Genomic DNA, 11,896 nt, shown 5'->3' with positions numbered 1-11,896 from the left:
GCGAGCTCCCGGACGAGAACCCGAAATGGCATCGCAGGATTGCACAATTGGGGAGATGATTGCTGTCATCTCTATTTCGTCGTGGTGGGCTCCCACAGCATTGCATACATCGGGATGCTCTCCGTACTTTTCGGTAAGCTTCATACCTAGCAATGCGTGGGGCAGCTCCGGCTCTTCGGGCCACACTTTTCCAATATCGTGTAACAGACCGGCACGTTTTGCTAATTTTGGGCTAATGCCTAATTCAGAAGCCATGGTAGCGCAGAGGTTGGCTACCTCGCGGGAGTGCTGTAACAAGTTTTGTCCGTAAGACGAGCGGAAGCGCATTCGACCAATCATTTTAATTAGTTCCGGGTGTAGGCCGTGAATTCCTAAGTCAATCACCGTACGTTCGCCGGTCTCCACAATTTCTTCTTCGATATTTTTAGTGGTTTTAGCCACTACTTCTTCAATACGCGCGGGATGAATCCGACCATCGATAACCAATCGGTGCAGCGAAAGGCGAGCAATCTCGCGGCGTATCGGATCAAAACCGGAAATAATGATGGCTTCGGGAGTATCATCCACAATAATTTCTACCCCGGTAGATGCTTCCAGTGCCCGAATGTTTCGCCCCTCCCGGCCAATTACTTTTCCTTTTACATCGTCGCTTTCAATGTTGAAAACCGATACGCAGTTCTCGATGGCGTGTTCGGTGGCGGTACGCTGGATGGTGCCTAGTACTACTTTTTTGGCTTCTTTGGTGGCGGTAAGTTTGGCTTCTTCTATAATATTTTTGATAAGGGCGGTAGCTTGGGTATTAGCTTCGTCTTCTAGGCTCTTTATAAGTTGCTGTTTAGCATCATCGGCTGATAGCCCAGATACTTTCTCCAGAATAGCTACTTTTTGCTGATGCACTTTTTCTAATTCGCTCTGTTTTTTTCTAGTAACCTCTCGTTGAGTTTCCAGACTTTCTTCTTTTTCCTTCAATTGATGCTCTTGCTTACGAAGGTTTTCTGCCTGTTCGTTCAACCGAGCGTCACGCTGTTTGAGCTTGTTTTCATTGGTAATCAGGATGTTTTTCTTCCGATTAGATTCTTCCTCAAATTCTGATTTTAGCTTCAAAAACTTCTCTTTAGCTTCGTGGATTTTGTCTTTTTTAATAGCCTCAGCCTTGCTTTTAGCATCTTTAATAATAATGTCGGCTTTGGCCTGTGTGGTAGTCTCTTGCTGTTGAAGAGCCGCTTCCCGGTCTTTTAACTGATTCTCTTTAGTATCAGATTTCCGCTTAGAAAGCAGCGAACCGATAAAAATACCGGCCCCAAGAGAGGCAATTATGGTAATCAGTAAAGGTATTATGTTTAATTCACCCATGATGATATAGTTAGATGTGGATACTACAGACAGTAGCCTAACTACGCTGCCGATGAGCGAATATTAACGAAGGGTATATACATTAGACAGTTTCTAAGGCTGTCCCGAATTTAGCACTATGACATAGCTTGGCTAATAAGTTGGTTTAAACGACCAATCTTATCAACAATTACCTTTTCTGTGTCGGCTTGCTGGGTTTGGTATTCTAATTTTTCTAAAAACGCATCGAACGCCACTACTGCCAGCAGATCTTGCTTGTCGGTAGTATTGTAGCTCTGCCGGTAACGCTGAATTTCTTCGTTCAGCATTCGACCCGCTTGGCGAATACGTTCTTCGTCTTCGGGATCTACCCGCATAGGATACTCTCGGTCCCCAATTTTTATTTTTATGGATAGTGCCTCCATGAAAACGTGCTTTACTGGCTCAAATGAGCAATGCATTTATCAATTTTCTTGATGTACTCGTTAATAGTACGCTTTACTTCAGTAGTTTCGCTGTGATCAGCTACTGTCAACTGAGCAAGTTTACTGATTTTAATTGATTTTTTAAAACGCTCCAATTCTTCTTCTTTAGAATTCAGCGCTAGCTTTAGCTCTTCGTTTTCTTGTTTTGCTTGCTGAAGCTGTTCCTGCAATGATGTATGCTGGTCAAGGAATAGATCGATTTTCCTTTCTAAAGTTACAATTTCAGACGAGAGTGTAGTTGGATGGGGCATGCAGACGGACGTATTAGCAGAGTTTGGTTTTGGTTAAGAAAGTAGTGGAGTGCCCGCTTGCTAGTCCGCCTAGCTAATAGCGTGACTAATGGACTATTTGCGAATTTCTGCGCGAAGTTCCTGTTCAAATTGATTCATAAGCCTTTTCATTGTTTTATCAATAATTTTATCGGTTAATGTTTTGTGTTGATCTTGTAAGACAAAGCTAAGGGCGTAGGCCTTTTTTCCTTTCCCCAGTGGTTCGCCTTCGTATACATCAAACACATTGATACGCTTGACTAAGTTATTACTTTTAGCCTTCGCAACCTTCTCTACTTCACTAAATGCTACTTCCTGGTCTAATACTAAAGACAAATCCCTTCTAACTTCAGGAAATTTAGAAATCTCCTGAAAAATTGTTCGCTCTTTAGTTGAGATGCTTCTCAACTTCTCTACAAGCACCAACCACTGCACTACAGCGCAAAAAACGGGCTGTTTTACCTCGGCTGAATCAGCTGTTTTGGAGTCAACCTTACCGAGTTTGGCTACTACTTTGTCTTGATAAACAAGCTGTAACCCGTAGCTAAAAAATGGGTCGTTCAAGGGTTCCTGAACCATACCAGTGATACCAAACCTATTAAAAATTATTTGAATATGCGAGGACAAATGATGAAAAGATACTGGCTCGGTGGGTGCCATCCAACTTTCGGCTTGTACCGATCCGGTCATAAAAACAACTAACTCCTTTGCTTCCAAATACTTACCATTCTGGTGGCGATAGGTTGTTCCGAACTCAAAAAATTTAAGATTTTTTTGCTGACGATTAATATTATGTGCGATCACTTCCAGCCCAGAGAATAGCAAGTGCTGACGCATAACATTGAGGTCTTCGCTCAGCGGATTGTACAGCGAAACGGCGGTTGCTTCTTGAACATACGTGGGTTTAGTAAGTGAATTAGTGACTATTTCATAAAATCCATTTCCGATCAACATTTCACTGAGCCGCAACTGTAGCTTACGGTCATCAATTTCGGGAAAATGAGCGATATAATCGGTACTCAAGTGCGCAGCTACTTCTACCTGATCATAACCGTGTATTCGCAAAAGTTCTTCAATGATATCGGCTTCTCGCTGTACATCTACCCGGTAGGGCGGCACCAATACGGTAATACTGGTTTCATTTTTTTTTATTACTTCTATTTCAAGTTGCTGTAGTATCGCGGTAATTTCCTCGCGGTCAATTTTTTTTCCAATGAGGCGATCTACGTTCTTATACTGTACCGCTACCCGAAACGGTTCAATAGCATTAGGATACACATCCACTATATCCGAAGATATTTGCCCTCCGGCAATCTTCTTTATTAGCAAAGCCGCCACTTTTAGGGCGTAAACTGTAATGTTGGGGTCTGTACCTCGCTCGTAGCGAAATGAGGCATCGGTTTTTAGACCGTGGTGCTGAGCGGTGCGCCGAATGTACTCCGGCGAGAAGTAGGCACTTTCCAGAAATATATTTCGGGTGCTTTCCTTCACTCCGGATTTAATTCCGCCAAACACTCCGGCAATACACATACCTTCTTCGGCATTGCAAATCATCAGGTCCTGTGCTAGTAGCTTTCGCTCTTTTTCATCTAGCGTGGTGAAGGTACTACCCGCCGGTAGCGTTTTTACAAGTACCTTTCCTCCGGCAATTGCATCTGCATTGAAGGCGTGCATAGGTTGACCCAGTCCGTGCAATACGTAATTGGTCGCATCAACCACATTGTTAATTGGTGACAGGTTAATAGACCGGAGGCGAGCCTTTAACCAGTCGGGCGAATCTTGTACAGTTACTCCACTTATGGTTAAACCCGAGTAGCGCGGGCAGGCTTCCGTGTTTTCTACGATTACTTCTATGGGTAGATTCCGATTATCTACCGAGAAGTTTTCTACATTAGGTACTGTTAAAGGTTGGTGATACAATGCCTTTAGGTCGCGAGCTACACCTAAGTGGGAAGCCGCATCGGCCCGGTTGGGAGTGAGGCCAATTTCCAACACCTGATCCGATACCAATCCGAAGTAATCGGCAGCAGAGGTGCCATTGGGTAGTTGAGTATCAAGTACCATAATGCCATCGTGCTGAGTGCCTAGCCCGATTTCATCTTCGGCGCAGATCATTCCCTGCGACACTTCACCCCGGATTTTTGATTTTTTGATGGCAAACGGCTCACCGGCGGTGGGATAAAGCGTAGCTCCTACTTTTGCTACAATCACCTTTTGCCCTTCGGCTACGTTAGAAGCCCCACAGACAATGGGCAGTGGCTCGGCTTCGCCAACAGTTACTTGGGTTATGCTAAGCCGGTCGGCGTTAGGATGCTTCTGAACCGAAAGCACCTCACCAATGACTAAGCCTTCTAAACCGCCTGTGATCTGATCGAATTTCTCTAAGCCTTCTACCTCTAGACCCGATAGAGTGAGTTTATCAGCAATTTCTTCGGGTGGCACTGTGAGATTAATAAATTCTTGAAGCCAGTTAATGGATATTTTCATACCAACACTATTAAATAAAAAAGAAGGCGGCGCTTATTAGGATGCGTACCTTCTGAAGCCCTAAAATGGGTTGGCAAAAATAAGAATTTTGGAGAGAAGTAGTATCCCCTATGAGGTAATTACTAGTGTAGGTACTGAATAAAAAAATGCAAGCTCCCGAAGGAGCCTGCACCAATACAACAACCTAACAAAAAATCTATAATCGTTGAGCAACTGTTGCCCGGCAAGATTGCCTCGGCAAACCGCCTTATTTCAGATCAATACTTTTAGTGTATACATAGTTGTCACCCAGAATGGCTAGAGAGTATTGTCCTCGGCTTAGTTTGGATAGGTTAAGCCCTTTAGCAAACTTCTCCTGAGAGGCTACTCGCTCCTCAAAAAGTACTCGGCCATCTTGATCGTAAAGCTTTAGAGAAACCGGTGAATTAATCTGGTTCTTAAAAACTACACTTACTTTCTGAGGTTCTACTTTAATAGCTGGCTTGAAGTATACAGCCTGCGTTGTGCCTTCAGTAAGCGAAAAAGCTTCTTGGGTAGTGCCATTGGCCGTACGAACTTCTACAACGTACTCACCATTAGGCAGACGAGAGAAATCGTACTTCTTCATGTAGGCTTCCTCGCCAGTAAGCGTTTCGCGGTACAGCGTGTGGCCATTCTGATCCTTAATGCGTAGTGTAGCTTGTTCAGACGAGCCAACACTAGCTACCCGAATTAGGGCCTTCTTACTTTCGTTTTCTAGTGATGTGACACTAATTTTAGTATCGGTATCACCAGCAGCTAACACATTACCTACTATTAGTAGAAATGTGGCCGCAATCATTAATGTTTCTTTAATCATTTTCATTCTTGTTTTGCTTTTCGTGGTCTAACTTACAGTGTTTAATTAACTTACAATTTTGAACGCTTGATCAATTGTTCACTGCAAATATACGCAGTTATTGAATAGATTGTTGAGTAATTTTTAAAAAAACTACCTTTTTAATGAATGAAACGCAAAAAATAAGGTGTTTCGTAAAGGATTATACAACGGATTATTGACTGCGTAAAAAGGTGAGCCACAGAGCATACTCCCGTTCAACAATTTTTTAAAAAAAGACTAAATAATTGCGAATATTGTAATTCTTCGATTTGTAAGATTAGAGTGCTGTATTTTATCAATTTCAATCGCTTGTTTTCGGAATTTATCGTTACAGCCTTCCTTTTTAATCCAATAGCCTATGCCGAGAATCTCTCGTAAGAAGAAAACCTATCCTATTAGTGAGGTTCTGCATAGTTATTTGCAAGAACATGCTCGTTTAACTACAGTGCCCATTACGTACCAAGATCTAGGACGGTACAATAACACAATTCCACTCTACGATAAATTTAATCAAGACACACTATGGGTAACCGTATTGTATCCACAGCATGATATGGATCGAATCTATTATGCTCTTAAGATGATTTATTCTATTCTGAAGGCTGACGGAGATGTATCAGTAATGGAGCACCTATACGTAGACCGGGTTGATTTATGCATTTATGGTAATACTCGCCCCTTCCGGGTGAGAATTGTTAACCGTATTAATGATAACTTCGATTACTTTTATATTAAACATGCCGATGCTTCTCGCATTTACGGTTTAGAATTGGAGCACATTCTTTCTCCTAATCGAATAAGCTATTTAGTAGCTAATCAAACATTAATTGAGGAACATGTTGCTGGTATTCCGGGCGATCGCTTTTTCCAGGATCAATTACATGATGGTGTTCAAAACCTTACCCGACTAGCCAAAGAGTTTGTTAAGTTTAACGAACGCTGCTTTGTTCGCTTATTAGGCGATATGCACGCCACTAATTTTGTAATAGATGTTACACCCGATTTCGACGAGCTTCATTACCGGATTCGTGCTATTGATTTTGACCAGCAGTCTTACGAGGGGCACAGAACCATTTACATGCCTCGGTACTTCAAGCAGAACAACCCCATTATTCAGGTAGGGTTAAAGTTAATGACTTCTGAGTCAGTACGGCAGTACCAGACCGAAGAGCATGCACTTATGGCCACGCGGGTTCGTTCATCTCGCTATCAAATTCAGCATCTAATGCATACTATGGCCCACGATACATTATCTTCACCAGAGAATGTAGCTCAACTAAAGCAAGATTTAACTGACTTTTATCAATCAACCAACTTTTCTCGCTGCCAATCAATGGGCGAGATAGTAAAGACAAGCCTGGAAGTAGTACTTCGGATGAGTATTTAGCAGTAATATAACCTTTTCTTTAGTACTATTTTCAGAAGATTTATTCTTAACCTACAATACAGTACAATGAGTATGAACCGCTACTAAGCTACCATTCATACCCATTTCTGGCTACTAATCGCCCTTCCCGTATAGTGCTTTTCTACAAAACATAGTGCTCCTTTGTATTGTACTATTACTCTCATTTTAATGAAGGTTCTTACAGAATGCTACTCTATTTTTGCACCATAGTCATTTGATTTTTATCACTTTAAAATTTACGTTAGGATGAGCACAATGAACAAAGAAGTAGTAGCGGCAATTAATGAACCGAAATTGTACGCTGAGATTGACTCGGATAAAAATGTGTTGATGTATCAGTGGAAAGGTCACATTCTAGACGAAGAGGCAAAGAAAGGTTTTTCTGATATTCTAAACTTAGCAAAGAAGCATCAGATCACTGAGATTGTTGCAGATATTTCTCAATTTAAAGGAGGAACCGTTAAAATCGCTAAATGGGTAGATGAGCACTGGAGCGAAATGCTAAAAGAAGGTGGTGTAGAGAAGATAGCAGTAATTGTACCGGAGAGTGCTTTCGGAGAGTTTAGTAATTCGGTGGCACTAGGAAAGAAATTTGTATCGCTTTTGCAAGTAGAAAAGTTCACAAGTTCAGCCTCGGCTTACGCTTGGTTTGGAAAATAACATAGGTACAAGCATGAATATTGCCGAAAAAACCCGGAAAATCATTCTTAAGCCACTAGAGCCCAAGCACGTAGTAGCTGCTACACATTGCATTTCTACAACGTTTACTAAAGGTGAACCTATGTCGGAAGCATTGGCTATCAGTGAGGAGGAGTTTAGTTACTTCGCTCAACTATTTATTCAAAAGGCAGCTATCGACCAGTTGTCGGTAGTGGCGGTGACTGATACAGATGAAGTAGTAGGAGCATTAATCTGCGAAGATTATGCTTCTCCTCCCCCTACTGGGCTAGAGCACGTTTCTGAAAAGTTTGGCCCTATCGCTGGATTATTAGAAACTTTAGGTGAGCGTTTTGCTCAGTTGCATAATGTAATTCCTGGCTCACACTTGCATATGTTTATGTGCGGAATTTATCCGCAGTACGCTCGGCAGCAATTTGCCCAGCGTCTCATTAGCTTTGCCGAAGATATAGCTAGAGAAAGAGGATATAAGGCTACTGTGTGCGAAGCGACCGGAGCTGTTTCTCAACATATGGTTAAAAATTCGCTAGGCTATACTTACGTAGATGAAATTATCTACCAAGATTTCCAATACGAAGAACAAGCAGTGTTTAGTACTATTAATACAGTTAAAAGCTGTGTAGCTTACTACAAAGCTCTATAGGGTTAGATTAAAACAATGCAAGAATCATTTTTTCAATTACCTGAAGAAGAAATGCGCCGGATAGGTTATCAGGTAATCGATACACTTGTTAACCACTATCAAACGTTGGGTGAAAAGCCAGCCGGAGGACACAAAAATGTTAGTGAGATCACTTCACTGTTCGATGAAGATATTCCTAAGAAGGGAAAGGCTTTTGATGAAATACTCGCTAAAGCTCAGGAAGATATCTTTCCCAACAACATGTATCTGAATCACCCTCGATTCTTTGCATGGGTACCTGGGCCTAGCAATTTCATTAGTGTGATGGCCGATACGCTAGCTAGTGGTTATAACGTATTTTCGGGAATAGAGCGGGCCGGTGCCGCGGCTAACCAAATTGAACGGTTAGTGATACATTGGTTAACGCAAGAAATGGATATGGGACCATCAGCTGGAGGGGTTCTTACTTCGGGTGGTTCTGCGGCTAATCTTATTGGGCTAGCTACTGCCCGAGAAGTATTGCTGGAAGAAGATCGTTCTAAAGCCGTAATTTACTGTAGTGATCAAACCCACAAATCTAATTTTAAGGCACTAAAAATCTTGGGTTTTTCTCAGGAGCAGTTAGTTATTCTGCCAACAGATGAATTGCATCAGCTTAGTATTAGCCATTTACAAGCTCAGATTGAATTTGATAAACAAGTGGGAAAAGTTCCCTTTTGCGTTATTGCTAACGCAGGAACTACCAATACGGGAGCAGTGGACCCGCTATTAGAAATACGAAACATTTGCTACCAGGAGCAATGCTGGATGCACGTAGATGCTGCCTACGGTGGGGCCGCTTGGCTAGCATCAGAAGGTAGACAAGCGCTACACGGCATGAATTTAGCCGACTCACTTACTATTGATCCTCATAAGTGGCTTTATCAACCATATGATATAGGCGGTATCTTAGTTAGAAATTCCGAACACTTACGGAATGCTTTCCAAACATCGGCTTCTTATTTAAAAGAGACCGAAGGGTACCGAAATTTTGCTGATAAGGGATTACAGCTATCAAGGCGTTTTCGGGCACTACCACTTTGGATGTCTATTAAACACTACGGTTTGGGTACTTTTCGTCAAGCTATTCAGTATACAATGTCTTTAACCAACCAGGTAGCTGCTATCTTAGAAGAATTGCCCCATTGGGAAGTAATGACTGCCCCGCAATTGGGAATTATTACTTTCCGATTTGCTCCCGATTCAATATCTACCGAATTGCAGAATACTATCAACCTACGACTAGCCGATCATATTATGGATGAGCAGGGAATTGTTCTCTCTTCTACGATCATTCGCGGGCGAACCGTATTACGCATGTGTACGATTAACCCTAATACTTCACGTGAGGATTTAGAAGTAACTTTAGCTTACTTGGACTTTGTAGCGCACAAATTTCACGGTGAAACTACCGCCGAAGGCGTACCTAGCTCTCAGCAAACCACTTCTTAGTCATCATTATTCAGTACTGTTCTTTTTTCTGAACTCCTTCCGGAAACCTCTTTACGGCATAAGGCGTTTCTTACACCGAAGCATTACGGGACGTCTACCCGACTGCTTATTTTTATAATTTTTTCGCACCTGAATTTATAAGCTATGTTACCTAAACTAGATATAGAATCATTCAAATCGAAGCTCGATCAGCAACATGACTGGCCTTCGTTATATATGTTCAAGTTCATTGTACCCACCGGAAAAGAGAGCGAAGTATTCGCGCTGTTTCCCAAAAATAATTTAACAACCAAGCAATCGAGCAAAGGAAGTTACACAAGTGTGACAGCCAAAATTATGATGCGCTCGAGCGAAGATGTAATAGAAAAATACAAAGAAGCCCATCAGATTGAAGGTGTATTAGCTTTGTAAGTGTGAACAGTACGCTTAATAGCTGGAAATTATTGGCAATTTTTATTGTATTGCTGATCCCTGAATTACTTAGCAGCCAGCCTACTGCTGAGTTGCGAGTTATTACCTATAATTTAAGAAGTGGACGAGGCTACGGTCAGCCCGACGGTAAAACTGTAGCTCAGCGGTTCCGCACGATTGGGCGAGAAATTAGTAAATATCAGCCCAACGTACTGGTCATTCAGGAGCCAGGCGGCCAGCCCAACTTGTACGATACTTTGGTGCAAGCGATGGGCAGTTCGTATCGATTCTATCCAATGAAATGCTCTGACTATCAAGAAACAAATCGAGTAGGCTTGCTCATAGTAGATGATCAGATCACCGTTGATAGCGTCGATTACTGCATTGAAGGAAAGGGTCTGGATACAGATAACTTATTTAACCATTGGGGACGAATTACGCTTAGTTTTCAGAATCAAAGCTTTATTGTTTACGGCTTTAAGCTAGCGCCTCGTAAACGCTCCGAAACTCGTCGTAAGCAGATTAACACCTTATCGCCTTATTTAAAGCAAGATATGGCTCAGCAATCGTTGGTTATTGTCGCGGGCGACCTTAATCATCGCCCGTTTGATGGGGAGTATAATCGCTGGATGGAGTTAGGTTTAGTAGATTCTTACGATTCACTCAAGCACGGGAGTGGCTTTACCAAGATGGACGAACTGGGCGAAAATACATTAGTGCCTTACCGCCGAATTGACTATTTACTATTGAGCAAGAATTTAGCAAGCCTATTGAAAACCTCGTCAACCACGCTAAACGAGGGTCTATTTGTCCCCAGTCCAGATCAACGTAACTGGTCGCTTAGCGATCATCTGCCGGTGATGGCTACCTTCCAGCTTCGAGAATAAATTCGCTGGCAACCTTTGGGGGATAACAAAGGTTGATATAAAAAATGTAAAGTTATACTTTGCTAATTATCAATTATCCATCGGACGCCGAGCGCTATCAATTTTTAACTGATTACTATGTGGCAAGAAGAAGACAACAAACTAAAGAAATCCTTTGAGTTTAAAGATTTTGTGGAAGCCTTTGGCTTTATGAGCCGGGTGGCTATTGTGGCCGAAAAAATGAACCATCACCCGTTTATGACGAATGTTTACAATCAGGTTAGCTTTGAGCTAAACACCCATGATGCCGGAGATGTGGTGACCGATAAAGATCACAAATTAGCCGAAGAGATTGATAAGCTAGCTAAGTAAGCACCTGTGCAAGAAACTGCCGCTTTGTTTTTGGTCCCTACTCCTATTGGAAACTTGGAAGATATTACGTTGCGGGCGTTACGCATTCTGAAGGAAGTGGATGTAATTTTAGCGGAAGACACGCGTACATCGGGTAGATTGCTGAAGCATTTTGATATTCGTACCACAATGCACAGCTATCATGCATTCAATGAACATCGAGCAGTAGAAGGTTTGGTAAAGCGATTAGCGAACGAACGCATGGCCCTTATTAGTGACGCTGGAACCCCGGCAATTTCTGATCCGGGTTTTTTGCTGGTACGAGAATGTTTGAAACAGGAAATTGAGGTAGAATGTCTACCCGGCCCAACGGCACTAATTCCTGCTCTAGTTAATTCAGGCTTACCTACCGATCGCTTTGTATTTGAAGGATTTTTACCGCATAAAAAAGGGCGGCAAACTCGACTGAAACAACTGGCAGAAGAAACAAGAACTATTGTGCTCTACGAATCTCCCCATCGATTGGTAAAATCCTTACAACAATTAGGCGAGTACTTAGGCACCGAGCGGTTAGCAGCAGTTTCTCGCGAACTAACCAAACTACACGAAGAAACCCAACGAGGAACTTTATTCGAAC

The 11,896-nt window shown here is 42.3% G+C and carries 13 protein-coding genes; 8 read left to right on the top strand and 5 right to left on the bottom strand.

Features of this window, described 5'->3' with window-relative positions; all coding sequences use genetic code 11:
- The 5 genes from rny to WBA23_RS22700 all read right to left on the bottom strand — a co-directional run.
- On the bottom strand, positions 1-1,353 hold a 1,353-nt coding region (gene rny, locus WBA23_RS22720), incomplete at its 3' end, for a ribonuclease Y (protein WP_424584570.1).
- Positions 1,354-1,469: 116 nt separating this feature from the next.
- A complete protein-coding gene (locus WBA23_RS22715) occupies positions 1,470-1,757 on the bottom strand; it encodes a cell division protein ZapA (protein WP_424584569.1) in 288 nt (95 codons plus the stop codon).
- Between the two features lie 11 nt (positions 1,758-1,768).
- A complete protein-coding gene (locus WBA23_RS22710; protein WP_424584568.1) occupies positions 1,769-2,068 on the bottom strand; it encodes a hypothetical protein in 300 nt (99 codons plus the stop codon).
- Positions 2,069-2,161: 93 nt separating this feature from the next.
- A complete protein-coding gene (gene pheT / locus WBA23_RS22705) occupies positions 2,162-4,573 on the bottom strand; it encodes a phenylalanine--tRNA ligase subunit beta (protein WP_424584567.1) in 2,412 nt (803 codons plus the stop codon).
- A 247-nt stretch (positions 4,574-4,820) separates the two neighbouring features.
- Positions 4,821-5,417: a hypothetical protein gene (locus tag WBA23_RS22700; RefSeq protein WP_424584566.1), complete on the bottom strand. Its 597-nt coding sequence runs from the start codon at positions 5,415-5,417 to the stop codon at positions 4,821-4,823.
- A 373-nt stretch (positions 5,418-5,790) separates the two neighbouring features.
- Between WBA23_RS22700 and WBA23_RS22695 the strand changes: the two genes are divergently transcribed.
- The 8 genes from WBA23_RS22695 to rsmI form a co-directional block, all read left to right on the top strand.
- Complete coding sequence (locus WBA23_RS22695) at positions 5,791-6,819, top strand: hypothetical protein (RefSeq protein WP_424584565.1); 1,029 nt, start codon at positions 5,791-5,793, stop codon at positions 6,817-6,819.
- A 276-nt stretch (positions 6,820-7,095) separates the two neighbouring features.
- A complete protein-coding gene (locus WBA23_RS22690; protein ID WP_424584564.1) occupies positions 7,096-7,500 on the top strand; it encodes an STAS/SEC14 domain-containing protein in 405 nt (134 codons plus the stop codon).
- 13 nt (positions 7,501-7,513) lie between these two features.
- On the top strand, positions 7,514-8,161 hold the full coding sequence (locus WBA23_RS22685; RefSeq protein ID WP_424584563.1) for a GNAT family N-acetyltransferase: 648 nt from the start codon (positions 7,514-7,516) through the stop codon (positions 8,159-8,161).
- Positions 8,162-8,176: 15 nt separating this feature from the next.
- Positions 8,177-9,631 carry a pyridoxal phosphate-dependent decarboxylase family protein gene (locus WBA23_RS22680; protein ID WP_424584562.1) on the top strand — a complete coding sequence of 485 codons (1,455 nt, stop codon included), beginning with the start codon at positions 8,177-8,179 and terminating at the stop codon, positions 9,629-9,631.
- Between the two features lie 144 nt (positions 9,632-9,775).
- Positions 9,776-10,042, top strand: a complete 267-nt coding sequence (locus tag WBA23_RS22675) for a DUF493 family protein (RefSeq protein ID WP_424584561.1) — start codon at positions 9,776-9,778, stop codon at positions 10,040-10,042.
- A 2-nt stretch (positions 10,043-10,044) separates the two neighbouring features.
- Complete coding sequence (locus WBA23_RS22670) at positions 10,045-10,929, top strand: endonuclease/exonuclease/phosphatase family protein (protein WP_424584560.1); 885 nt, start codon at positions 10,045-10,047, stop codon at positions 10,927-10,929.
- 117 nt (positions 10,930-11,046) lie between these two features.
- Positions 11,047-11,280 (top strand): 4a-hydroxytetrahydrobiopterin dehydratase, encoded by a 234-nt coding sequence (locus WBA23_RS22665; RefSeq protein WP_424584559.1) that lies wholly within the window; start codon positions 11,047-11,049, stop codon positions 11,278-11,280.
- Positions 11,281-11,286: 6 nt separating this feature from the next.
- Positions 11,287-11,896 (top strand): 16S rRNA (cytidine(1402)-2'-O)-methyltransferase (rsmI, locus tag WBA23_RS22660; RefSeq protein WP_424584558.1); only part of this gene is annotated, 610 nt, incomplete at its 3' end.

Source organism: Tunicatimonas sp., from assembly GCF_049647865.1.
GTDB lineage: Bacteria > Bacteroidota > Bacteroidia > Cytophagales > Cyclobacteriaceae > Tunicatimonas.
The sequence above is the reverse complement of the archived record's forward strand: the minus strand, read 5'-3'. Positions and strand labels throughout refer to the sequence as shown.

Bases quoted from the DNA above. Each gene is read 5' to 3' on its own strand.
- WBA23_RS22715 (WP_424584569.1), bottom strand. From the start codon at position 1,757: ATGGAGGCACTATCCATAAAAATAAAAATTGGGGACCGAGAGTATCCT.
- WBA23_RS22710 (WP_424584568.1), bottom strand. From the start codon at position 2,068: ATGCCCCATCCAACTACACTCTCGTCTGAAATTGTAACTTTAGAAAGG.
- pheT (WP_424584567.1), bottom strand. From the start codon at position 4,573: ATGAAAATATCCATTAACTGGCTTCAAGAATTTATTAATCTCACAGTG.
- WBA23_RS22700 (WP_424584566.1), bottom strand. From the start codon at position 5,417: ATGAAAATGATTAAAGAAACATTAATGATTGCGGCCACATTTCTACTA.
- WBA23_RS22695 (WP_424584565.1), top strand. From the start codon at position 5,791: ATGCCGAGAATCTCTCGTAAGAAGAAAACCTATCCTATTAGTGAGGTT.
- WBA23_RS22690 (WP_424584564.1), top strand. From the start codon at position 7,096: ATGAACAAAGAAGTAGTAGCGGCAATTAATGAACCGAAATTGTACGCT.
- WBA23_RS22685 (WP_424584563.1), top strand. From the start codon at position 7,514: ATGAATATTGCCGAAAAAACCCGGAAAATCATTCTTAAGCCACTAGAG.
- WBA23_RS22680 (WP_424584562.1), top strand. From the start codon at position 8,177: ATGCAAGAATCATTTTTTCAATTACCTGAAGAAGAAATGCGCCGGATA.
- WBA23_RS22675 (WP_424584561.1), top strand. From the start codon at position 9,776: ATGTTACCTAAACTAGATATAGAATCATTCAAATCGAAGCTCGATCAG.
- WBA23_RS22665 (WP_424584559.1), top strand. From the start codon at position 11,047: ATGTGGCAAGAAGAAGACAACAAACTAAAGAAATCCTTTGAGTTTAAA.